Source organism: Nocardia sp. NPDC049190, from assembly GCF_040648115.1.
Taxonomy (GTDB): Bacteria; Actinomycetota; Actinomycetes; order Mycobacteriales; family Mycobacteriaceae; genus Nocardia.
In genome coordinates, this window is the sequence record NZ_JBEZDE010000005.1 from 59,925 (window position 1) to 83,836 (window position 23,912).

A 23,912-nucleotide genomic window follows, 5' to 3' on the forward strand; every position below is an offset into this window, starting at 1 on the left:
ATGCCGCCGCGGGCCGAAAGCGGCGTCGGGCGTCGAGTCAGGAGATCGTGGAAATATGGCGATGAGCCCGGGGACCATCGTCGGCGGATACCGCGTCGTGCGGGTGCTCGGCGCGGGCGGCATGGGCACGGTGTATCTGGCCGAGCATCCCAGCCTGCCCCGGACGGACGCGCTCAAGGTGCTCGGCGGCGAACTGAGCCACGACCACGAGTTCCGGACCCGTTTCGAGCGCGAAGCCAATCTCGCTGCCGGCCTGGACCATCCGAACCTCGTGTCGGTGTACAACCGTGGCGAGGAGCAGGGCCGACTGTGGATCGCCATGCAGTACGTCGACGGCACCGACGCCGCCGCCGAACTGGCCCGTGACCCCCAGGCGATGAATCCGGCTCGCGCACTGCGGATCACGTCCGAGGTCGGCAAGGGCCTCGATTACGCGCATCGCAAGGGACTGCTGCACCGGGATGTCAAACCGGCCAACTTTTTACTCTCCTCCTCCGCCGCCGACGACGACGAAGAACGCGTCCTGCTCACCGATTTCGGCGTGGCCAAATCCACCGACGACACTACTGAACTCACCCAGACCGGTAGCTTTGTCGCCACCATCGCCTACGCCCCACCCGAGCAGCTCACCGGCAGCCCGCTGGACCACCGCGCCGACATCTACAGCCTGGCGTGCTCGTTCTTCAAACTTCTCACCGGCCGAAACCCGTACCCCGGCACGCAACCCGCCCTGGTGATGATGGGGCATCTGCACGAGCCGCCGCCCATGGCGACGGAGGTCGATCCCGGCCTACCCCGCGCTATCGATCACGTCTTCGCGCGCGCCATGGCGAAGAATCCCGCCGAACGCTTCGGCACCTGCCGCGAATTCACCGACGCGGCGGCGAACGCCCTCACCGCCGGGGACAACCCGGCCCGCACCTATGCCTCGTCGACCGCACCGATCCACGTCATCGATCCACGACTTACCACCAAACCTCAGGTCGCCCACTCGGGGTCGCTCGCACGAGTCGACCGCAAGCGCGGTGTCCTCGCGGCAGGCGTCGGCATCCTGGTTGTCGCCCTCGCCGCCGGCATCGGCATCTGGGCGCTGAACCGCGACGAGTCGCCGGCTACCGCCGTCACGACGAGCAGTGCCACCGCACCGAATTCCTTACCGCCGCTGGAACAGGCACGCGCGAACAACCCGGTGTTCCGCGGCAAGACCATCACGATGGTGGATGTTCCGCGCGGCAGACGCGTTTCGATCTTCCTCGGCGGGACCACACAAACCACGTTCCTGGAAGACCTCGGCTTCGTCTACAACTTCACCTACGCCCGGCAGGGGGACCAGGCATCCCCTCGGGAAATGGCGGGCACCGACTCGCTGCAGGTAACGCCGGACAGCTATGTGCTCGCCGTCCGCAGTGACGAAAACGCCGGCGGCGGTGGTCTGCTCGGTCTGCCGTATCAGGTCGCGGGCACCCGCGCCACGGTGATTCCCCTGGACGATCCCGCCGCGGTCGCCGCGATCCGGAATTGGAACCAGTACTCCGAACAGACGCTGCTCGACCGACTGGTGCCCGTGCTGCGCAACCGAGTGAAGTAACCGGCCGCGCCCCGGTGACACCGGGCGCCTCCGACGAGCGCTCGATGGGCTCTCGGCCCATCGCACAACGGTTTTCGGTGTCTCAGCGTGGCAATCTGCTGGTAGCGGCGGACATAGCGGTTCGGTAAGGTGTACCGCAGCCAGCCCACTCGCCGATCATTACACCAGCGAGCAGGGGGAAGGAGGGGAACCGAGCGCTGGCATTGCTAGTCATGCAGACCCGACCGCACCGTGATATTCCGTGCAGGCCCCGGGTTGGCCGCCGAAGCCATGGACAAGCCGGGCGAGGACGCGGGGGTCTGATCCGTGGGGAGATGCCGACCTTCTCGAATCGGATGGAACCGATCAGACCCGCACCGCGTCCAACCAGATGTACAGGCCAACTGAGACTTCTGCCGTTGGCCGAGACGGGAACCGAAAGGAGCCGAAATGGCAGGACAGCTCGAGGCGAGCGACGAGGCCATCACGAAGTTTGTGAACAACTGCAGACAGCGTCATCAGGACCTGCAGGCTGCGATCACCACGCTGAACAGCAAGTCGGATCAGACCACCGCGACGTGGAGCGGTGCGGCGCGTCAGGCGTTCGACACGTTCATGGACAACTACTTCGCCCAGGCGCGAAAGTTGAACGACCAGCTGGATCAGACCTCGGACAAGCTCGCCCACGCTGGACGGAAGTTCTCGGATCAGGACCAGCAGTTTGCCCAGCAGGTCGCCGCGCAGGCCTCCAGCCTGGACCTGCCCTGATCTCAGCCGCACCACCGACAACAAGGAGCTCCCCATGGTAGCGAACGATCCAGGCCGGATTGCCTCGAACTTCGGCGAAGTCGACGCGGGCGCCCAGGCCATCGTGGCCGAGGCACGCAGCGTCATGGCCATGCTCGAAGACTTCCACAAGCAGGTCACCGACTTCGTGACGAACTACTGGAAGGGCGATGCGAACGATGCGTTCGCCTCGCTGCAGTCACAGTGGAACACCCAGGTCACGCAGTTGAACACCACGCTCGAAAGCGCCGGCAAGCTGGTCAGCACCGGCAACTCCGACCTGCAGGGCACCGACACCGCCTTGGCGGGCCTCTTCTGAGATCCCGTCTCGGCCGATTCGAGCCCCCGGCACGCCGTTGCGTCGGGGGCTCGAACTGTGTCATGGGCTGACGCCGCGAGCCGGTCCTCGGCACCGGCGCCGCCGTACGACAATTCACGCAACTACGCGTACCGAATCGCCGAATCTCTCACATACCGTCTCGAGGTGGCTCCAGCTCTCACCAACGGACTGACAACCGATACTCACCTGAATGCCATGCTCCAGCACAACATGCCAGCGAACGGTCGACCCATCGCCGGGTCGTTCCGAATACGCGAGACCGGAGCGTCCACCGAACACGACGTCGCGTCGCAGGTCGGTCAGCACGCCCGGCGGCCGTTGCGCGATCTGTAGCTCGAGCTGCGCGGCGACCTGTACGTTGCCCGCATCCGCCGCGATCGGGGTCTGCATCACGGTGATGCGCTGCCGCGTCCCATCTCCCGGAACCAGGTCGACACGGCCGCCTGGATTCTCGGGCACCGTGCCAAGACGCCAGCCGGGCGGAACGGCAAAACGAATGCGGCCGACCGTCTCCGAGCCCGGGGCCTTCTCCGGCGGGAGGTCGCGCCCCGTCGAGTCCATGGTGGTGGGTGGAGCGGCGGACGCGGTGTCGTCCCCGCGGTTCAGCATCGCTGTGGCGCCAACGACCACGAGAGCGACCACGACCACGGCGGCCACCATCACCAGCACGGGAACGCTAATGCGGTGCCCCTCCCGCTGTGCCGCCGCACGGTCGCGCCATCGCTGCATCCATTCGGTGTTCGGCAAGGTGGACGACGCCTCGCGCTGGCGACGCGCCTCGGCGGGATGACCGCGGAGGAGATCGGGACCGGCGACGGAACGCATTTCGACGGCGTCGCCGCAGGTCTGTTCGAGGGCCGCGCGCAGCAGATCGAGTTTCGCCGGATCGGACGTACCGGTCACCTGGGCGAGACCGACCGGCTCACCATCGAGCAGTCGATCGAGCAGCGCACACAACTGCGCCATCGCGCGGGACTCCGGCGTGATCTCGGCAAGCGCCAGAGCCGGCTCGTGCTCGCAGGATTCGACGTGCACACCGCGGTGGCTTCGCACCACCGTGGCAGCAGTGGTACTCAGCGAGTTGCACTCCACTACCAGGGTGCGGGGACTGTGGTCGGCTCCGCCGTCCGCGGTAACCGCACGCACCGCGATGTCCTCGTACCCGACATCCGACGCGAAGCGCCGCGCTGCCTGATCGAGCACCGTCCGGCGGGTGGAGCCCCATTCCGTCGGACAGATCAGGGTGATTCGCCCGCACGGCGCTGCAACACCGAGATTTTCCAGCACGTTCGCGAAGACGGCGCCCATCGCGTCCACCACCGACGGGGTGCGGGGCGGCAGCGCGATGGCATCGGCCGGAATGAACTGGACCGCCGAGCCGACCTGGGTCGGCGGCGTCAGCGACGGACCGACGACCAGGTCGAATCCATTGCTTCCCAGCATGATCGACGGCGGCACATCCCAGTGGGTGGTCGCGCCACGCGCCCAGATCCGCGTCTCGGTGATGACCAGCTCGATCTCGGACATCAGGACAACGGCATCCACGCCGTCTGGATCAGCCCCTCCGTATTGCGTGTGACGAAGGTGCCGCGGCCCGCGGGCATCGGACTCGGGCGCCTGGTGCCCATCAGCACACCTTCGTCTTTGCTGCAGCTCAAGGTCAGACCGGCGGAACCGAGATCCCGCATCCTGGCCAGTGTGGCCTCGAACATCGCCCTGCTCGCACCGCCGGAGCGCCGGGCGATGATCACATGGAAGCCGAGGTCGCGGGCATGCGGCAGGTCTTCCAGCAGCGCCTGCACCGGATTTCCCGAGGAGGTCGCGACCAGGTCGTAGTCGTCGATGATGACGTACAGCTCCGGACCGCTCCACCAGGACCGATCGCGCAGCTGCTGCGGCGTGACGTCCGGCCCCGGAGTGCGCTTGCTGACGTAGGCGGACAGATCGCTCATGTTCTGGGTGAACTGCGGCGCCGTCGAGCCGTAACCCGCGAGGTAACCCTCGGGGACCAAGCCGAGCAGGCTGCGCCGGTAGTCACCGACGATGAACCGGGCCTGATCCGGCGTATTCGCGGCCGCGATGCCCTCGATCAGTGAGCGCAACAGCGTCGTCTTCCCCGATTTGGTGTCGCCGATAATGATGAAGTGCGGGCTGTCGGCGAAATCGATGTAGACCGGCGCCAGTTCGGACTCGGTGATACCGAACGGGATGCGCAGGCATTTGGTGGTCGGGTCGAGCTGCGACGGCCATTCCCCCGCCAGGTTCAGCAGCTGGTCGCGAGGGAGCTGCTCGGGCAGCATGCGGACCTGGGGCGCCGGACGGCCCGGCGTCAGCCTGGCGATGGTCGCGACCGCGTCGCCCACCGCCTGGCCCAGGTTGTCCGGGTTCGCGCTACCGTCGATGCGCGGCAGACCGGTCAGCATGTGCAGGCACTCCGGCGTCATACCGCGGCCGGGTCGACCCTGCGGGACCAACGAGGCGAACTTGCGGCCGAGGTCGGAATCCATCGGATCACCCAGGCGCAGTTCGATTCTGGTGCCGATCTGATCCTTGAGCGCCGGGCGGGCCTCGGCCCACCGGGCCAGCGTGATGACCACGTGCACACCGTAGGACAGCCCCTGCACCGCGAGGTTCATGATGACCTGCTCGAGCATCTCGAAGTCCTGGCGGATCGAGCCGAAGCCGTCGATCACCAGGAACACATCGCCGAACGCATCCTCGTGCGCGCCGGCCGCCGCCGGGTTGCTGGCCGGATCCATCCCGCGCAGCCTGCGGAATTCCGCCATCGACTCGATGCCGAGTTGCCGGAAGCGCGCCTCGCGCTGCCGGACGATGGTGGTCATCTCGGCAATGGTGCGCCGGACCTGGTCCTCGTCCAACCGGCTCGCGACCGATCCGACGTGCGGCAGCCCCAACAGGCTCGCCAGCGTGCCACCACCGAAATCGAGACAATAGAACTGCACCTGTTCGGCGGTGTGCGTCAACGACATCGCCATGATCAGGGTGCGCAGCGCGGTCGACTTGCCGGACTGCGGACCGCCGACGACGGCGACGTTGCCGTGGGAACCGGACAGATCGATGACCATCGGGTCACGACGCTGGTCGAAGGGACGGTCCACGATGCCGATCGGGGCGCGCAGGGTAGCCGCTGAGGAGTGGTCACCGGTGAGGACCGACCGCGGGACGAGTTGATCGAGCGTGGGAGCCTCATCCAGCGGTGGCAGCCAGATCTCGTGCGCCGGACGCCCATGACCACGGATCCGGGAGACCAACATTGCCACGTTGGACAGTTGCTCGCCGTCCGCGTCCTGCGGTGCGAGGTCTGTGCTCGGCTCCGGCGGCAGGGAAACACGGTCCGTCGGACGGTAGTCGATGTGCGTCGCGGTGAACGGCCGCGCCTTGATATCGATCTCACCCGCCTGGGTGGCGACGGTGATGTCGCGCTGCGAGCCGCCGCCGACGTACGGGCCGGACACGTAAGACGCCTGGAAACGCTGGATCTCACCCGAGTTCGTCTTGAGATAGCCGCCGCCGGGACTGCTCGGGAGGTTGTAAGCGTCGGGAACGCCGAGCACCTGACGAGATTCGTTGGCGGAGAACGTCTTCAGACCGATTCGGTAGGAAAGATGGGTCTCCAGGCCCTTGAGCTTGCCCTCCTCCAGCCGCTGCGAGGCGAGCAACAGATGCACATGCAGCGAGCGGCCGAGGCGACCGATCATGACGAACAGATCCGCGAAATGCGGGTGCTGGGTCAGCAGTTCGGAGAACTCGTCGAGCACGACGAACAGAGCCGGCAACGGATCGAGGTCGGCGCCCGCGGCACGGGCCTTCTCGTAGTCGGACACGTTGGCGAAGTTGCCCGCCGCCCGCAGCACGCCCTGGCGGCGGTTCATCTCACCTTCCAGCGCGTCCTTCATACGGTCGACGAGGTCGGCTTCTTCCTCCAGGTTGGTGATGACGGCGGCGACGTGCGGCACGCTGTCGAGGCCGAGGAATGTCGCGCCACCCTTGAAGTCGACGAGCACCAGGTTCAGCTGTTCCGGCGAGTGGGTGGCGAGCAGACTGAGCACGAGGGTGCGCAGGAACTCCGACTTACCGGAACCGGTGGCGCCGATGCACAATCCGTGCGGGCCCGTGCCGTTCTCGGCGGCCTCCTTGATGTCCAATTCGACCGGAAGGCCGTCGGCGCCGACACCGAACGGGACGCGCAACCGCTCCCGATCGTAGCGCGGGCGCCACGCGTGCTCCGGGTTGAACGCGCCGATATCGCCGAGGCCCATCAGCTGGCTCCAGGTCGAGATCGCCTCGGATTCCTCGATGTGCACGTCGCTGCTGCGCTGGGTGGCCGCGCGGTACGGCGCGAGCCGGCGTGCCACCTGCTGAGCCTGCTGTGGACTGATCCGGTCGATGAGCGCGAAACGTTCCTGGTTGCCGGTCGCGCCGCGTCCGAGGCACTCGCCGTTCTCCACGATCATCTTGATTCCGCGGGAAACCGCCAGGCGCGGCGCGTAGCCGCAGAGATCGATGACCGTGACGCCCTCGTACCCCGATTCGCGCAGCTGGTCGTCTTCGGCCTCGAGCAGGCCGCCGTCGACCACGATGACGACGTGCACCATGTTCGCGTTGGCGGGCTGATTTCGCGAGTATCGAACCCGGTTGCCGAGCAATGGCTGCAGGCCCGTCATGGCTTCCCGGATGGAACCATAGACCATGCGCTCGGTGCCGATACCGTCCTGCGCGTCGGGATGCTGAGTGTGCGGAAGCCATTTGGTCCAGTCCCACTCCGGCGCGGTGTCCGGTCCGCAGACGACGGCGACGAGAACCTGGTCCGGACCCTGGAACATGCACAGCTGCAGCAACATCGCACGCGTCATGTCGCGTGCCTCTTCCCGGTTACCATCCAGCGCGATGGTGGCGAAGCCCTTGACCGCGATCGCGGTCGGCAGATCGGGCACGGTCGAGTGGGCACGCACGAAACGGCGCAGCGAGACCGCGGCGATCGGTTCGAGTTCCTCGACCGGACCGGTCTCCGGCGCGACCAATCTGGTCGCCAGCCGCTGTCCGCCGATACCGATGCGGGCGTGGCAGAAATCCTTATCGCCCGCGCGCCGCTCCCACATCCGGCTGGTGCCCGCGAGCATCCAGATCAAGGTCGGCTCGGGATGGCTCCAACCGACCGAGGCGCGCTGCTGACGCGCGGTCTCGTCGACGTCCTTACGGACCTGGTCCAGATAGCGCAGATAGTCTTTGCGATCCTCGTTGGCCTCCGCGGCCTTCTGCCCTTTGCCCCCGCCCTGGCCGGCGAACATGCCGACCATGGAGAACAACATCATGATCGGGAACATCATGCTCATCGGGTTCGACGCGATGCCGCCGCCCTGCGTGAACAGCAGCGCCATCATGCCGACCATGCCGATCACCATCACGACCGGCATCAGTTTGAGCAGCAGATTTCCCGGTGTCACCCGGGGGATTTCGGGTGGCGGTTGCAGCGTGACCTCGCCGCCGGGCGACCTGGGCATCTCGCGGCGCGCACGGCGCTGAAAGCGAACAGTGCTCATCGACGAGATCCCCCTTTTGGCAAGCCGTGATTCGGCCTCAGTGTAGAGGCGTTCACCGACATGTCGTACAGTTCGACCAGCATTCTGCTGTCCGAACCGTGGGTGCGCAACCTCCTCCCTCGGCCGGTGGGCTCGCGGAATAACGAGGTAGAAGACCGAGTTGGGGGAATCTTGACGCACGCGCGCCTTGACCACATCGACGATGAATCCTCGCGCGGCATCGTCCGTGCACCCGATCTGGCCCGGGTGACGATTCTGGCCAAACACACCCAGGTCGACATGGCGATCCCGGTCGATGTGCCGGTCGCGCTGGTGATTCCGAGCGTCGTCGATATGGTCGCCCAGCACAGTCGGACGAACGACTTCGACAACGACGGCGAGCGCTTCGAGCCCGCCGAATGGGTGCTCGCTCGTATCGGCCATCCCCCATTCTCCAACTCACTGAGTCTGGGCGAGCACGGCGTTCGCGACGGCGAGTTGTTGATGTTGGAGAGCGCGTCGCACACGGCGCCGACGCCACTGTTCGACGACATCATGTACAACGTCGCGATCGCCGACATCAACCACTACCGCAGCTGGACACCGAAGGTCGCGCGGATCACCGGCTCGGTGCTCGCGGCGGTCACCATGATCGTCGGCTGTCTCGGCCTGCTGCTGTCACCCGAGTCGCTACCGATCGGGGTGGGCGGCTCGATAGCGCTCGCGGTCGCGATCCTTCTCGTGGCCGCCGCGATGGTGCTGAGCAGAATGTACGACGACTCCGACACCGCATTGGTGCTCGGCGGCTGCGCGCTGCCCGCCGCATTCAGCGCGGGCATGCTCTACGTACCCGATCATTACGGCTGGGCGCACGTTCTGCTCGGGTCGGTACTGGCGGGCGCGACCGCGGTCCTGGCGTGGCGTGTCACCGGTGTCGGCCTCGCGCTCTTCATCGGCGCGACCGCACTCGCGACCTATGTGGTCCCCGCAGCTCTGATCGGTCTACTCACCGACCAGCCGGAGCGGGCGATCGGCGCGGGCGCCGCGGCACTCGGACTCGGCGGCCTCTCGCTGGCGCCGCGAGTCGCCATGCTGCTCGCGAAACTGCCGCTGCCACCGGTTCCTTCGCCCGGCACGCCGATCGACCCGACCGAGGACGACCCGGACGACCACCGCGCGCTGCCGACCATGGATGTGCTGCGGATGAAGTCCGAGCGCGCCCGCAAGTACCTGGCCGGTCTGGTCGCCGCGACGACGCTGGTCACCGCGATCGGCGCACTGTCGGCCACCGACCCGACCGCCGACGGCCCGTATTGGCCGGGCGTAGCGCTCGCCTCGGTCTGCGCGGTGGTGCTGATGTTCCGCAGCCGCACCTACGCGGGCGCGGAACAGGCCGTGGTGCTCATCGCGGGCGGCTCGGCGATCGCGCTGATCATGTTGGTGGGGGTCGGCTTCGTGCTGGCGCAACCGCTCACCGTGTTCGGCGCGGCGATGGTCGCCGTGGTCGCGGCGCTGATCCTCGGCATCATCGTCCCGAACCAGTCGGCCACCCCGCCGATGCGTCGCGGCATCGAACTGCTCGAGTACGGGTTCGTCGCCGCCGTACTGCCACTGGCATTCTGGGTCGCCGACCTCTACGCGCTCGTCCGCGGGCTGTGAACCGGACCCTGCGCACCGGCGCGGCCGCGGCGGTGCTGTCGCTGAGCATGTCCTTCGGGATGGGGGCGAGCCAGAGCATCGCGAATGCCGATCGGCCGCCGCCGGTCGACCCGGCGAATCTGCCGGCGGGTGATCCGGCTCGGCCGCTCGACAAGACCGAGCACCCGGCCAACTCGCCCTGCTACCAAACCCAGTCCGGCGGAGACGGTCCCGCCGAACCCGCTCCGCAGCGAGCACTCGACCTACGCCGTGCCTGGGATTTCTCTCGCGGGGAAGGCCAGCTCGTTGCGGTCATCGACACGGGCGTCGTCCGTCATCCACGCCTGCCCGATCTGGAAGCGGGCGGTGACTTCGTGGCGGAAGGCGGCGACGGTGTCAGCGAGGACTGCGATGCGCACGGCACGCTCGTCGCAGGCATCATCGCCGCGAAAGAGGTAGCGGGGCAGGGGTTTCACGGTGTCGCGCCGGAGGCGCGGATCCTGTCTATTCGCCAGACCAGCGCGTTGTACGAGGTCCCTGGCCGACAGGACAAGAGGGCGGAGGACCCACCGAGAGGGTACGGCAGAGTCGAGGCGCTCGCCTCCGCGATCCGGCGGGCCGCCGACCGAGGCGCTTCGGTCATCAACATCTCCTTGGTCTCGTGTGTACCCGCGGCCCAGAACATGAACGACGGCATGGTCGGCGCCGCAGTGCGTTACGCCACCCTGGAGAAAGATGTCGTCGTAGTGGCCGCGGCGGGAAACACCAATGACAACTGCAAGCCGAGCAACCCGGGTATCGACCCGCTGAAACCTATGAGCGACCCGTGGAACAACCTGACCACCAACGTCACGCCCGCTCGTTTCGACGATTACGTCCTCAGCGTCGGGTCGATCGACCAGAACGGGGCACCGTCGACATTCACCGTTCCAGGGCCGTGGGTCGGCGTGGCCGCACCCGGCGAGGACGTCGTCTCGCTCGATCCGCGCGGAACCGGCACCATCATCGGCAAAAACGACAGCCAGCAGCCACCGTCGCTCAAGGGAACGAGCTTCGCGGCACCTTATGTATCGGGTGTGGCCGCCCTGGTCCGCGCTCGATTCCCCGAACTCAGCGCCCTCGAGGTCATCCAGCGAATTCAAGCCACCGCGCACTCCCCAGCCGAAGGCTGGAACCCCTATGTCGGCTACGGCGCTATCGATCCGATCGCCGCCTTGACCGCCGAAATACCGAAAGAACTGCCGCCGAAGCGACCCGGCTCAGCCAAGAGTGTCGCACTGCCCATCCCGCAGCCAGCGCCGGCGCCGGACCATCGCGCCCGCAATGTGGCGTTGATCGGGAGCGGTTGCGTCGCAGCGCTACTCGTCCTGGGTATGCTCGCTTCCTTCCCGATCCGCCGCCGATTCGGTGTCCACGACGACGAGTGAGAATCCCGAGCCACACGATTTCGATCGTATGCAACTGCTTCGCTGTGTCGCCCGATCGTTAGCGGGTACAAGACCGGCCCTCGTGATCATGCCGTGCCGCCTGGGGACTCTTCGATCAAGATGGCTCGCCCGTTCAATTATGGTCATCCACAAGAGTTTTAGCGGGGTGCGCATCCGGCGCAACGCCGTCGTGGGCGACCATCGCGTCCTGGCGGCTGAGACGCGGGCCGGCAGCGAGCAGGCCGACGATGGGCCACGGAGCCGCTTCCGGCTGCTTCACTCCCGAATCCGAACTCATGCCAAGCGCTTCGACTGCCTCGGCATCCTTGATGCCATACCGGACGCCGGTGTCGGCGACATAGAACAGGCTGTCCTTGCGCTGGCTGTCCGGCTCGACGCCGGTGCCCTGAACGAATGCGCCGGAACCTGGCTTGAAGTACACCGAATCCACGTTCGGGCCGTCACCATCGGCCTGAGCCAGCGACACCAGGCGAGCGTCGTCAGGCATCGGCAGTCCCACGCCGGTGATCACGGAAAGCTCGGCACGATTGCCACCACTGCCCGCCGCCGCCGCGATCGGCTTCCACGACAGACAGCTGGCGGGCCGGTCCTTAATCTGTACCAGCGACGGCGCGGTGGCCGGATAATCCTGCACCGCCATGGTCGTCGATGGCTGCGCATTGCTCTTCTCGTACTGGTTGATCGTGGGATTACGACCCGCGTCCGGGTCGGAGTTGAGGATGATGTTCGCGGTCAGCTGAGAGATCTCCTGCCGGCCGTCGTGCAGCACCACGTAGTACTGCTTGGTCCCGGCCTCTTGCACCACTTCGCCGATCCTGTGGTCACCTATCTGGTAGCTGGGACGCCCGCCGCGATCATCGATCTGCGGCACCTCGATCCGGTGCACTTCGGGAATCGCGTTGAGCAGACCTTCGCTGATCGGCCGCGGTGTCACATTGCGGACGCCCAACGCCTCGGTCACGGCGTTGCTGTTCATATCGATCCGAGCGCGCTTGTTGTCGTAAATGAGGTAGTTGGCGTCCTTGCCCTTCACGAACAGGGCATTGCCCGAGCCCATCGTCGACGCCTTGGCTCCGAGTTCTACGCCGCCGATCAGTACCGAGGTGGTGATCTTCTCGGTGCCGTCGAGCTGTATGGTGTCGCACACCGTCCAAGTTCGCCCCTTTCCTTCCTTGTCGAAGTGCAGCGAGCCGGGAGCGCCCGGAATGCCGATCAATTGACCGCGCGGCTTCGTCCCCAGTTCCGATTCCTTCACGATCGCGGGCTCGGCCGCCTCCCCCACGGCGAGGCGAGCCGAGGCGAGGTTGAGCGCCGGGTGCACCACGTCGTCGAGCACCGCGTAGACCGCCCCGGAATCCTTCCCGATCAGGATCTTCTTGTCATCGATCTTGTCCTGCGGGCGCAGCAGCGCGAGCACGCCGCAGCCGGCGAGGGCGACGCAAGCCAGGACGAGTCCCGCGGCATACGCGCGGGACTGGGAACGCATGGGGTCGTGCAGCATTCGCACGTCCCGGCGCACCAAGGCGTGCTCCATCCGCCGGACCAGAAAGCGGTAGCCGCTCACCTGCCAGCGTGTAGTGGGCTTTGAAGGCATTATTCCCTCCCCCGAACCGTGCTCACGTTCGCCGAACACAGTACAGTTCCCGTGGACTCTTGTTCACTCGGCCACTGCGCACCGGCCGACACCGGGTACTTGGGGGACGACGATGGCGGAATCGGCCGGAGCGGGGCCAAGTCCGCTCCTCGGACGGATCTCGATGCGAAATCTGGTGACGGCACAGACTATTGGGCTGATCGCCGGGTTGATCGCATTGTTCGTCGGTGTCCCGGCGGCGCCCGCGCTCGGCACAGCGGTGGTCATGACGCTGATTCCGCTCGTACCCGTCGCCAAACGCACACCGCTGGACTGGATCACGACCTGGTGGCGCTATGTCACTCGGCAGCAGTACAAGATCGGCGGCACCGCCAACTTCCGCGGCCCGGACGGGCGGTCGCTCGGCCTGTTCCGGGACGGCAGCCGAGTGGTGACGGTGGTCGAGGTGCTCCCGCCGCCCGGCGGACTGACCAGGATCGCGCGCGGCACGGTGCACGCCTCACATCTGCTTCCGCTGCCGGAACTGGCGAATTGTCTGAACCAGCACGACATCCTGCTCAGCGGCATCGACATCATCAGCCACGGGCATCGCAGTCGCTCCGGCACGCCCGCGGGCCAGATCTACGAATCCCTGCTCGGTCCGCTGCCCGCCACCGCGCACCGCACGGTGTGGCTCGCGATCGGTTTCGACGCGGTGGCCTGTCCGGAAGCCGCGGCGCGCCGCGGCGGCGGGGCCGAAGGCGCCGAGCGGGCGGTCACCATCGCGACCCAGCGCATTATGCGAACGCTCGAGGACGCCGACTGCAATGCCCGCATTCTGACCGAACCCGAGATCGAAAAGGCCGTTCTGCAGATCACCGAGGGCATCAGTGTCCGCACGCTCGAACATCGCTGGCGCTACGCCGAAATCGGCAATAGCGTGAATATCGGTAGTGCCGTGGACCCGAAACTGCTGCACTCCGACCTCCTCGCGCAACTGTGGGTGGCCCCGTCCCGCGGCACCACGGTGGCGGTGCGGTTGCGCCCGGGCAGTTCCGCCGAGTCGGTGCGCATCGGCGCCGCATGGCGACTCACCGCGCGTGAGCTCCCGGAGCGCAACGAGTTCGCGGCGGGCATGGTCTCGATGAACGGCCGCCACCGCGACGGCTTGCTCGCCCATCTGCCGATCTCCGTGCCCGGTCTGGACGACATCATCCCGCTGGACGAGCGTCCGATCGACGTGATCGACGACATACACCTGCCCTCCTCCGGGTGCGGCCAGCTGATCGGCTCGGACGCCGAGGGGAACGGTGTCGCCGTGCGCATCGTCGGTGCGGGCATTTCGACGGTGTACGTCGCGGGCGAGTTGTATTTGGCGCAGCAGCTGGTGTTCCGTGCGCTCGCGGTCGGCGAGCGAATCCTGATCCGCACCGATCGGGCGGAGGCATGGGAGAACCTGGTCACCACGATCGGCAACCCGGAGCGGCTGACCATCGCGGTCGAAACCTATCAGTCCGACGCCGAGTTCACCGCGACGATGGTCGACGGGGTGCTCGCGCCCGCACCGCACGCGGGCGTGACCACCATCTACGTGACGGGCGACCCGATGGGCTGGCCCGCGACCCGCCCCGACCTGGCTATCCTGCAGCCCGGTGCGATCGGCAACCACGTCGTCCTGCGCACCGGAACCACCCAGGTCGACCTGACGCTGGTGTCCATCCCACGCGAGGCCACCTACATCGGGCAGCCGCGCGGCCAGCGCGCCATGGCGAGCCAGTAGCGCGGCGCTAGCCCGGGTACGGGTCGGCGGCGCGAGCGGCCCGCATCGCGCGCGCCCACCAGGCCAACTGCCGGATCAGGCGGGCGGCGGCGTCGATCGCCGCGCCATCGCTGGTCTCCCCCGCAGCGTCGAACCGCTTCTTGGCCTGGTGGAAACTGACCGTTTCGCGGACCGAGACCATATGGATCTCGGCGACGACCTGACGCAGTTGCTCCACCGCCCGCAACCCCCCGGAGAGGCCGCCGTAGGACACGAAGCCGATCGGCTTGGCCCGCCATTCGTGTTTCGCGGTATCGAACGCGGTCTTCAGCGACGCCGGATAACCGTGGTTGTACTCGGACGTGACGGCGACGAAGGCATCGGCGGCGGCCAGCCGCGCACGGTAGCCCGCGGTCTCGTCGGTCTCGGTGAGATCGACCGGCAGTGTGATGTGGGCGAGATCGATAACGCCCGTATCGAATTCAGAACTCGCACGCACGGTCCGCAGAAACCAGTCCGCGACCACCGGCGCGAACCGGTCCGGACGCACGCTGGCCACGATGACCTCTAGCCGCAACGGGGTGTCCACCGCGGAAGCCTAACCCCGGGCGGATCGCCTGCGGCGTACCCCGGCTATGGGACGACGCCGCCCCGCCATGGGCATCGCTTTTGGCCGGGCGGGGTGAAATGCCTCACCCCGCCTGGCCGTTTGTTATCGGAATAAAAGAAAAAGCCACTTGATTGATATGTCAAATACCCGAGGAGGTGGAGCGGGCTCTGCCACAGAAGGACAAGGAGAACTGCCATGGGAATGCTGGACGACAAGGTCGTACTGATCACGGGAAGTGGAAGCGGTCTCGGCCGCGCGGCGGCGCTGGTCTTCGCGCGGGAAGGCGCACGGATCGTCGGCATCGACATCAGGCCCGAGACCAACGACGAGACGGTGGCGCTCGTCCGCGGGGCCGGCGGCGATATGGTGAGCCTCGCGCCGGTCGACCTCACCGACCCCGATCAGGTCCAGCAGGCCGTCGACGAGGCGGCGGGCGCGTACGGCGGGCTCGACGTCATCCACAACAACGCCGCCGTCATCCGGTTCGGCCCGATACCCGACTACTCGGTCGACGACTGGCGGGTGACCGTGACCGGCGAACTCGGCATCCCCTTCTTCGTGTCGAAGTCGGCGTGGCCGCACCTGGTCCGGCGCGGCGGCGGCGTCATCATCAACGTCGCGTCCGTCGCGGGCATGATCGGCGGCAGCGTTCCGCCGATGGTCGGACACAGCGCGGCGAACGCCGGCATCATCGGCATGACGCGACAGTTCGCCCTCGAAGGAGCACCGCACGGGATTCGGGCGGTGGCGATCAGCCCGGGACCCACGCTCACACCGCTCAGCGACCGCGACCTGGGTGACGATCAGGCGGCCCGCGACGCGATCACCGCCAAGACGCTGCTCAAGCGCTTCGCTCGACCCGAGGAGATCGTCGAACTCGCCGCCTTCCTCGCCTCTGACCGGGCGTCGTACATCACCGGCACCAACTACCCCGTGGACGGAGGCGCGACGGCCTGGTGAGGCCGTGCGCGAGTCCGCCGACACCTGGGCGCGGAAAGCGGTGAGCGACCCGTTCACCGCTCCCGCGACAACCGGCGTCCGCCTCAGGGGTCAGGGCAACTCGAACGGCAGCGACACTTCCGCGTGGACGCGGCACCGGTCACAGGCTTCCGCGCCGTCGACCGCGCCCACCGCACCGCGGATGAGTTCCTTGAACGGCGCGAGATTGCGCTTGAACTCGGCGAAGACGTCGACCGCGTGCACACCCGCACCGTCCTCCAGGCCCGCATCCAGATCCGTCACCAAAGCTACTGCGGCATAGCACATTTCGAGTTCGCGAGCGAGCACAGCCTCGGGATGTCCGGTCATGTTCACCAGGTCCCAACCCTGCGCGGCGAACCAACGGCTCTCGGCGCGCGTGGAGAAGCGCGGTCCCTCGACGACCACCATGGTGCCCGCGGACATCATCGGCAGCGCGTCGGACTCGGCCTTCACGACGGCAGCGCGCAACTCGTCGCAGTACGGGTCGGCGAACGAGACGTGGATGCCGCCGCCGTCGAAATAGGTCTGCGGACGCCCTGATGTCCGGTCGACCAACTGGTCCGGCACGACGACGGTGCCGGGGCCCCAGTCCGCGCGCAGGCTGCCGACCGCGCACGGCGCGAAGATCCGCCGTACGCCGAGCGAGCGCAACGCCCACAGGTTGGCCCGGTACGGCAGGGTGTGCGGCGCGTATTCGTGGTTCTTGCCGTGTCTGGGCAGGAAGGCCACCGGCCTACCCGCCACCTCCCCGATCGCGATGGGCGCGCTCGGCGTTCCGTAGGGAGTCTCGACCTCGACAGTCGTCGCCTCGTTGTCGAAGAAGTCGTAGAAGCCGCTGCCACCGATGACGGCCAGCGCTGGGCGAGTGTGCGAACTCATGCGGCAATTGTCGCGCCCCGCGGCCTCCGCCGCATCGCGGGGACCGCCATGACGCTCGGAGGCGGCATGGACCATGATGACCGGATGCCGGCGTTCTACCCGGCGGAGCGTGTCGCCTATCCGCATCGGGCCGATGGTCGATGGCCGCACCGTTGATCAGGGGTGTCCTGACCTGACATTTCTTCCCGGTAGATGTACCCTAGGGGGGTATTAATCCGGTCCGCCCGCAGACCGGCAGGCAGCGAGGAGACACCGGTGACCGCCACCCCCCACGACCATGCGGCGCACGGCTACATCACCGCCAAGGACGACTACCTCAAACGACTACGCCGCATCGAGGGGCAGGCACGCGGCCTGCAGCGGATGGTGGAGGAAGAGAAGTACTGCATCGACATCCTCACCCAGGTGTCCGCGATGACCAAGGCATTGCAGGCGGTCGCGATGGGGCTGCTCGAGGACCACATCAGCCACTGTGTGGTGGACGCGGCGGTCGCGGGCGGCCCCGGGGCCGATGCGAAGATCAAGGAAGCCACCGAAGCGATCGCCCGCCTGGTCCGTTCCTGACCGACCGGCGCGCTGAGGCCGCGAATGGCGCGCGTCACCGGTCAACCGTGCCATCGGCGATAGACCTCGGCCGCGCCGGGATGCAGCGGGATCGACCCGGTGCTGATCAAGGAGCGACCGTCGAGGAACTGGGTGCCCGCGGCCTCGGCGGGAACCAGCGAATCCGCCTGCCACACCAGAAGTTCCACGATCGACGCGGCCACCTCCGCGGGCATGGTCGTAGCGGCCAGTAGCAGATTCGCGACACCGATGGTGTGGACCGCGACGCCACCGGGATAGGCATCGGCGGGGATCGTGACGCGGTCGTACACCGGCCCGAACCGCTCCCGCATCGGCACGGTCAGGTCGCCCATGTCCACCAACCGCATCCGGCTCGGCACCTCCAGCAGCGCCGTCGGCACACCGCCCGCCCACAGCAACGCGTCCGCCTCGCCGTTCGCCAATGCGGCCACCGCCCCGCGCAACGGCCGATGCGAGATCGCCACATCGCCCGCGGGATCGAGCCCCGCGACACGCAGGATCCGTTCGCCGGTCAACGCCGCCCCCGACCCTTCCGCCCCCAGACTCACCCGTGCCCCGCGCAGGTCCGCGACCGCACCGATCGGACTCTCGGAGCGCACGACCAACTGCAGGTAGTTCTCATACACACGCCCCAGCGCCGACACCCGATCGGTGCTGTCGAGCACCGAATCCGAAAGCGCGAGTGCGGCATCCACCTCACCGTGGGCCAACAGCGTCAGGTTGGCCTGAGAACCCGCGGTGGTGACTCGTTCGATCCGGACGTCGCCGTCGTCGGCCGCGGCGAGGCCGAGCAACCCCGCGAATGCGTGATAGAAACCGCCGACCTCGCCGGAGGCCAGTCGCACCGTGCTCGCGGCGCCGCGCGGACCACATCCCGCGATCCCCGCGGCGGCGGCGAGCGCGAGGAATCCGCGCCGACCGAGACCGCGACGCCCGGGCAGTTCGCGGCGCGTCATCCGGCCACCGCCGCGGGTAGTCGGACCAGAACCGCGAGTCCGTGTGGACGCTCCGCGTGGACCGTGAGAGTGCCGCCGCGCGCCTGCGCGAGCGCCGCGGCGATCGGCAGTCCGAGCCCGGAGCCCCCTGCGCGCGCCGCCGAACCGCGAAAGAAACGGGTGGTGAGCTTATCGATCTCGTCGGAGCGCACACCCGCGCCGTCGTCATGAACGCTCAGCACAACCCAGCCGGGTTCGGTCACGACGGCCAGTTCGGTGCGCGCGCGAGGACCCGCGTAGCGCGTCGCGTTGCTGAGCGGGACATCGAGAATCTGCGCGAGCACCTCGGCCGAGACCGCGACTTCGGCGCGCGCGGGCGACGGCGACGCGACGCGCAATTCCTGGTCGGCCGCCACGAAGGCCGAACACCAGGCGTCGAACCGGTCCGCGACCACTTGCACGGCGTCGCAGTGCGCGTCGGCGATTCGGGTGCGGTCGAACGCGGCGGGCGTCTCGGCAACCGCGAGACTGAGCAGCCCGTCGAGCAGCGCGGTCAAGCGGTCGACCTCGGCCCCCGCACCGCGGAACGTGCTCGCGGCGCTCCGCGGGATCGAGGGTTCCAACGAGTCCAGGCGAATCGTCAAGGCAGCCAGCGGATTGCGCATCGCGTGCGCGGTGTCGGCGACGAGCTGACGTTGCGCGTCCGCCGAATCCGCGACGGCGAGAGCCATGGCGTCGAAAGACTCGGCGAGGGCCCGCATCTCCGGCGGTCCGCCGTGCCTACCCGCGAGGGATACCGGCGCGACAGTGTCCGCGCGCGGCTTCGGCAGCGTCGCGGTCAACTGCGCGACGGCGTGCGAGAGCGCCGCGAGCGGCCGCAGTACCCAACGGCTGAGCGTCACCGCCAGCACCATGAACAGCGTCATCGCGACCATCCCGCCGACCGCGATGATCGCCCAGTCCCGCGTGATGTCGCCGCGAGCTCGGGCCGTCGACGCCTCGATCACCACGGCGCCGTTGACCTGCACTCCGGTGCCGACCGGCCGGGCGACGAGCATGGTCCGCGCACCCCATGGCGTCAGCTTGGCTACCGCGTGCGGACGCTGGTTGCGGCGCGCGGCCGCCACCGCCGCGACGATATCCGGATCGGTTCCGTCAGCCCCCGCGTTCACCGCCGTGGCTCCCCTGGCATCGACCACGAGCACGTTCTCGCCATACAGCTCGTGATACCGGTTCACCTCGTCGGCCAGCGCCCGACTGTCCCCTCCGCTGACGGCGGCGTCGGCGAGATTGGCGAACCGGTCGGCATCGCCGGAGCGGGCCAGTACCAACTGCTGGGTGCGGCTGGTCGCGATGGTCAGCGACAGCGGAACCGCGAACGCCAACACAGCGATCGCCGCGAAAACCGTCAGCGCTACCAGCAGGCGGCGGCGCATCGCGCACCTCCGGGCCGCCCGACGCCCACCACGCTCACTGCCCCCACCGATATCCGTAGCCGCGGATGGTGGTGATCAGCCCCGGCCGATTCAGCTTGGCCCGCAAACCGGTCATGTGCACGTCCAGTGAGCGCGAGACCGCGACGAAGGCGTCACCCCAGATCCGGTCCATCAGTTGCTGGCGGCTCACCGCGGCGCCCGGCCGTTCCACCAGCGCCTCGACCAGCTCGAATTCCTTCTGCGTCAGCGTCACCGGCGCGCCGGCCACCTCGACCACCCGGGCGCCCAGGTCTACCCGCACGTCACCGGTGACCACCACCGACCGCACCGCGTGCGCCGCGGCGGCCACGCGCCGGGTCACCGTCTCGAGCCGCGCCACCAACTCCGCGATCCGCGGCGGCTTCACCAGGTAGTCGTCGGCGCCACCGCGGAGGCCGCGCACGATCGAGCGTTCGTCGCTGCGCGCGGTCAGGATCAGCACCGGCACCGCGCTCACTTCACGCAGCCTGCGCAACACCTGCAAACCGTCACCGTCGGGCAGTCCGAGGTCGAGGATCACCGCGTCGTAGTCGCGATGGGCGATCAGCAGATCCGCACCGCGACGCTTGCGTTCGGCGCGGTAACCACGGGCGATGAGCGCCTCGACCAGCGCGTCGCCCACGCCGTCGTCGTCCTCGACCACCGCAAGCCGCACGCGCCGATCCTCCCACAGCGGGCGGATCGGCCCGTGTGCCGGTCGATCAGTCACGCACGGTGGCCAGCGGCTGCCCCGGCCCGGCCGCCGCGACGCCGGAGCCGGATTCCTCGTCGATCGTCGACGCCGTCGAGGTCTCCCGCATGAAGTAGTAGGTGACCAGCGAGACCGCGATGCATCCCGCGACATACCAGAAATACAGCGACTCGTGGCCGCCCTTCTTCAGCGCCAGCGCGATCGTCTCCGCTGTCCCCCCGAAGAGGGCAACGGTCAGGGCATAGGGCAGACCGACCCCGAGCGCGCGAATCTTGGTCGGGAACAACTCGGCCTTCACGATCGCGTTGATCGAGGTGTACCCGGTGATAATCACCAGCGCCACCATCATCAGGCCCCACGCGGCCACCGGATTGGTGGTGTCCGCGAGCACGGTCATGATCGGCACGGTCAACAGGGTGCCCGCCACGCCGAAGAAGATCAGCAGCTTACGCCGGCCGACCCGATCCGAGAGTGCGCCTGCCACCGGTTGCAGCACCACGAAGACCAGTAGCGCGATGAAGTTGATCCACGCGACGGTCGACTTGGAGATACCCGAAGTGTTGATCATGAACTTCTGCATATACGTCGTGTACGTGTAGAAGGCGACGGTTCCGCCCAGCGTCAGCCCGATCACCAGCAGACATTCACGGGGGTACTGCAACAGGATCCGCAGCGAACCACGCGAGGCCGGTGTGACGGCGGTCGCCGCGTCGGCGGTGCTCTCGGTCGAGGACCGCTTCGATTCGGCCCGGAACTGCTCGGACTCGTCCATGCCACGCCGCAGCCACATCACGACCAGCGCACCGGCCGCGCCGATCACGAACGGAATCCGCCAACCCCAGTTGTTCATCTGGGCCGAGTCGAGGAACTGTTGCAGCACGATCTGCACACCGAGCGCGACAAGCTGGCCCGCGACCAAAGTCACGTACTGGAAGCTGGAGTAGAACCCGCGCCGACCCGCCGAGGCCACCTCGGACAGATACGTCGCGCTGGTGGCGTACTCCCCGCCGACCGAAAGACCCTGCAGCAACCGGGCGATCAGCAGCAGGGCGGGCGCGGCCAAGCCGATGGTCTGATATCCGGGCGTCACCGCGATCAGCAACGAACCCGCCGCCATCACGGTCACCGACAAGGTCAGCGCCGAGCGGCGACCGAACCGGTCCGCGTACCTACCCAGCGCCCAGCCGCCGATCGGGCGCATCAGGAAGCCGACCGCGAATACCGCGGCGGTGGACAGCAATTGCGCCGTCGGATCGTCCTTGGGGAAAAATGTCTTCGCGAAATACACGCTGAACGCGGCGTAGACATACCAGTCGTACCACTCGACCAGGTTGCCGATGGATCCACGCAAAACATTCGCGACCACTCGGCGCTCGCCGGCAGGCTGTGTCGTAGTCGTCGTAGTCACAAGATCTCCTTCTTCGACGCCTCATCGCGTCGTCGCAGATCAGTGTGTCGGCAGTCACAGGCCCCGCGGAATGGTTCGGCTCGCTTCCTAACAGTCCCTTAGGACGATTGTGGACAACGCTCCGGCGTGCGGAAACGGGTCCGGCCCCCGGCTGACGCCGAGGGCCGGACTACTCATGACGATGATCAGGAACGCGCGGCGAGCAACGGCGCGAGGGTGCGCAGCGCCGCGAGGTAGTCGTCGCCGAGAACCTGCAGTCCGACATGGTCGGCACCGGCGTCCAGATGCTCGGTCAGCCGGGCGACCACCTGCTCCGGCGTGCCGTGCGCGACGACGGCGTCGAACAGTCGGTCGCTGGGCGGCATGCTGAGGTCGGCGTCGGTGAAGCCGAACCGGCGCAGGTTCGACACGTAGTTCGTCAGACCGAGGTAGAAGCCGACGGTGCCGTCGGCGATGCTGTGCGCCTCGCTCGTGTCGTCGGTCAGTACGACTTTGTTCTCCGTAGCCAGCAAGGCGTTCGGGCCGATCGTCGCGCGAGCCTGCGCCGTGTGCGCCGACGGCACGTAATAGGGCAACGCTCCCGCGGACCGCTCGGCGGCCAACTTCAGCACACGCGGGCCGAGCGCGGCCACCGCACGACGCTGCGTGGGGACGCCCGCGGCGTCGAGTTCGTCGAGATACTCGACCAGCGCGTCGTAGGGTTTGCGGTACTCGCCGGTATGTTCGGGATGCCCGGCGCCGACGCCGAGGAGGAACCGGCCGGGGAAGCCTGCCTCGATGCGATGGAACGACTCGGCGACCTCCTTCGCGGGCGCGGCCCAGATGTTCACGATGCTGGTCGCTACGGTGATCGTCTCGGTCGCCGCCAGCAGCGATTCGACCACCGGCAGATCCGCCGGTGGAGAGCCACCCAGCCACAGCGTGCCGTAGCCCAGCTGCTCGTACTCCCGCGCCTCCTCCGGGGTGAACCCGGTGTAGGACCGCCACACTCCGAACCGTCCAAGACTGTCGAATGCCATGTTCGGTCGCAACGCGGGCACGCGTGCGGCTATTCCGTGCCCGCGTGCGTCGCGGCGCTGGCCTCGGAGGTTTCGAGATTTTCTGGGATTTTCTGGGATTTTCGGGGATTTTCCGACATTTTCGGAGGGTGTCGGCGCTTTCGGCCCGAGAGTAACGTGACCTCTGCACAGCTATCGGCGCCCGCCGCCGTGGCAGGGCGTCACCACTAGCTCAATGGAGGTGATTGTTGTGCTGAGGTTCGATCCGTTCCATGACATCGATACCGTCGCCCGCCAGCTCCTCGGCGAAGCCACCGGATCCGCTCGTGCACCACGCTTCATGCCGATGGATTTGTTCAAAACCGGAGATCATTACGTCCTCAACGCCGACCTACCCGGTGTCGATCCGCACTCGGTCGAGGTCAGCGTGGACAACGGCACGCTCACCCTGCGCGCGCAGCGCACGGCCCCCAGCGAGGAGGGTGTCCAGTGGATCGCCTCGGAACGCTTCGCCGGCACCTACATGCGCCAGTTGTCCCTCGGTGAGAACGCCGACGTCGACAAGATCAGCGCGACTTACAACAACGGCGTGCTGTCGGTGACGATCCCCATCGCGGCCCGCGCCAAGCCGCGCCGCATCGAAATCTCCGGGGAATCCCAACCGAAGAAGATCAAGGCGCAGTCGAGCTGAACCGCCGC

General features: G+C 67.5%; 19 protein-coding genes. 9 read left to right on the top strand and 10 right to left on the bottom strand.

The annotated features are described in order from the left end of the window. Positions 1–55 precede the first annotated feature (55 nt). The 3 genes from AB0B25_RS07000 to AB0B25_RS07010 all read left to right on the top strand — a co-directional run bounded on the left by AB0B25_RS07000 (position 56) and on the right by AB0B25_RS07010 (position 2,672). A complete protein-coding gene (locus AB0B25_RS07000) occupies positions 56–1,588 on the top strand; it encodes a serine/threonine-protein kinase (protein WP_357175910.1) in 1,533 nt (510 codons plus the stop codon). A 429-nt stretch (positions 1,589–2,017) separates the two neighbouring features. Continuing rightward, complete coding sequence (locus tag AB0B25_RS07005; protein WP_357073936.1) at positions 2,018–2,335, top strand: WXG100 family type VII secretion target; 318 nt, start codon at positions 2,018–2,020, stop codon at positions 2,333–2,335. A 34-nt stretch (positions 2,336–2,369) separates the two neighbouring features. Next, positions 2,370–2,672, top strand: a complete 303-nt coding sequence (locus tag AB0B25_RS07010) for a WXG100 family type VII secretion target (RefSeq protein ID WP_357175912.1) — start codon at positions 2,370–2,372, stop codon at positions 2,670–2,672. A gap of 114 nt (positions 2,673–2,786) precedes the next feature. Here AB0B25_RS07010 and AB0B25_RS07015 read toward each other — a convergent pair whose 3' ends face one another. Both AB0B25_RS07015 and eccCa read right to left on the bottom strand, forming a co-directional pair. Continuing rightward, positions 2,787–4,220, bottom strand: a complete 1,434-nt coding sequence (locus tag AB0B25_RS07015) for a type VII secretion-associated protein (RefSeq protein ID WP_357175915.1) — start codon at positions 4,218–4,220, stop codon at positions 2,787–2,789. Then, positions 4,220–8,254, bottom strand: a complete 4,035-nt coding sequence (gene eccCa / locus AB0B25_RS07020; RefSeq protein ID WP_357175918.1) for a type VII secretion protein EccCa — start codon at positions 8,252–8,254, stop codon at positions 4,220–4,222. Before eccCa ends, AB0B25_RS07015 begins: the two co-directional genes overlap by 1 nt. A 60-nt stretch (positions 8,255–8,314) precedes the next feature. Here eccCa and eccD point away from each other — a divergent pair, with 60 nt between their 5' ends. Together eccD and mycP are read left to right on the top strand one after the other, a co-directional pair. Next, positions 8,315–9,892 (top strand): type VII secretion integral membrane protein EccD, encoded by a 1,578-nt coding sequence (gene eccD / locus AB0B25_RS07025; RefSeq protein ID WP_357175921.1) that lies wholly within the window; start codon positions 8,315–8,317, stop codon positions 9,890–9,892. Continuing rightward, positions 9,889–11,298, top strand: a complete 1,410-nt coding sequence (mycP, locus tag AB0B25_RS07030; protein ID WP_357175923.1) for a type VII secretion-associated serine protease mycosin — start codon at positions 9,889–9,891, stop codon at positions 11,296–11,298. The genes eccD and mycP overlap by 4 nt, the downstream gene beginning before the upstream one ends. Before the next feature lie 133 nt (positions 11,299–11,431). On the opposite strand, the gene eccB is transcribed toward mycP, so the two are convergent. Then, positions 11,432–12,913: a type VII secretion protein EccB gene (gene eccB / locus AB0B25_RS07035; protein ID WP_357175926.1), complete on the bottom strand. Its 1,482-nt coding sequence runs from the start codon at positions 12,911–12,913 to the stop codon at positions 11,432–11,434. Positions 12,914–13,025: 112 nt separating this feature from the next. On the opposite strand from eccB, the gene eccE reads away from it, so the two are divergent. Beyond that, a complete protein-coding gene (eccE, locus tag AB0B25_RS07040; protein WP_357175929.1) occupies positions 13,026–14,672 on the top strand; it encodes a type VII secretion protein EccE in 1,647 nt (548 codons plus the stop codon). 7 nt (positions 14,673–14,679) lie between these two features. Here the strand turns inward: eccE and AB0B25_RS07045 are convergent, their stop codons facing one another. After that, positions 14,680–15,240, bottom strand: coding sequence for an NAD(P)H-dependent oxidoreductase (locus tag AB0B25_RS07045; protein ID WP_357175932.1), 561 nt, complete (start codon positions 15,238–15,240; stop codon positions 14,680–14,682). A 216-nt stretch (positions 15,241–15,456) separates the two neighbouring features. Between AB0B25_RS07045 and AB0B25_RS07050 the strand changes: the two genes are divergently transcribed. Beyond that, positions 15,457–16,221 carry an SDR family NAD(P)-dependent oxidoreductase gene (locus tag AB0B25_RS07050; protein ID WP_357175935.1) on the top strand — a complete coding sequence of 255 codons (765 nt, stop codon included), beginning with the start codon at positions 15,457–15,459 and terminating at the stop codon, positions 16,219–16,221. A 90-nt stretch (positions 16,222–16,311) separates the two neighbouring features. On the opposite strand, the gene AB0B25_RS07055 is transcribed toward AB0B25_RS07050, so the two are convergent. Further along, positions 16,312–17,121 (bottom strand): S-methyl-5'-thioadenosine phosphorylase, encoded by an 810-nt coding sequence (locus tag AB0B25_RS07055; protein ID WP_357175938.1) that lies wholly within the window; start codon positions 17,119–17,121, stop codon positions 16,312–16,314. Positions 17,122–17,376: 255 nt separating this feature from the next. Here AB0B25_RS07055 and AB0B25_RS07060 point away from each other — a divergent pair, with 255 nt between their 5' ends. Beyond that, positions 17,377–17,685: a metal-sensitive transcriptional regulator gene (locus AB0B25_RS07060; protein WP_357073968.1), complete on the top strand. Its 309-nt coding sequence runs from the start codon at positions 17,377–17,379 to the stop codon at positions 17,683–17,685. A 41-nt stretch (positions 17,686–17,726) separates the two neighbouring features. On the opposite strand, the gene AB0B25_RS07065 is transcribed toward AB0B25_RS07060, so the two are convergent. The 5 genes from AB0B25_RS07065 to AB0B25_RS07085 all read right to left on the bottom strand — a co-directional run bounded on the left by AB0B25_RS07065 (position 17,727) and on the right by AB0B25_RS07085 (position 23,234). After that, positions 17,727–18,662, bottom strand: coding sequence for a TAXI family TRAP transporter solute-binding subunit (locus tag AB0B25_RS07065; RefSeq protein ID WP_357175941.1), 936 nt, complete (start codon positions 18,660–18,662; stop codon positions 17,727–17,729). Next, positions 18,659–20,077: a HAMP domain-containing sensor histidine kinase gene (locus AB0B25_RS07070; protein WP_357175944.1), complete on the bottom strand. Its 1,419-nt coding sequence runs from the start codon at positions 20,075–20,077 to the stop codon at positions 18,659–18,661. The genes AB0B25_RS07065 and AB0B25_RS07070 overlap by 4 nt, the downstream gene beginning before the upstream one ends. A gap of 34 nt (positions 20,078–20,111) precedes the next feature. Beyond that, the gene (locus tag AB0B25_RS07075) at positions 20,112–20,771 is read right to left on the bottom strand and encodes a response regulator transcription factor (protein WP_357175947.1); all 660 of its coding nucleotides are present in this window, start codon (positions 20,769–20,771) and stop codon (positions 20,112–20,114) included. A gap of 46 nt (positions 20,772–20,817) precedes the next feature. Then, positions 20,818–22,215 (bottom strand): MFS transporter, encoded by a 1,398-nt coding sequence (locus AB0B25_RS07080; RefSeq protein WP_357175949.1) that lies wholly within the window; start codon positions 22,213–22,215, stop codon positions 20,818–20,820. Between the two features lie 185 nt (positions 22,216–22,400). Beyond that, positions 22,401–23,234, bottom strand: coding sequence for an LLM class F420-dependent oxidoreductase (locus tag AB0B25_RS07085; protein ID WP_357176033.1), 834 nt, complete (start codon positions 23,232–23,234; stop codon positions 22,401–22,403). 229 nt (positions 23,235–23,463) lie between these two features. Here AB0B25_RS07085 and AB0B25_RS07090 point away from each other — a divergent pair, with 229 nt between their 5' ends. Then, positions 23,464–23,904, top strand: a complete 441-nt coding sequence (locus tag AB0B25_RS07090) for an Hsp20/alpha crystallin family protein (protein ID WP_357175952.1) — start codon at positions 23,464–23,466, stop codon at positions 23,902–23,904. The last annotated feature ends 8 nt before the right edge of the window (positions 23,905–23,912 follow it).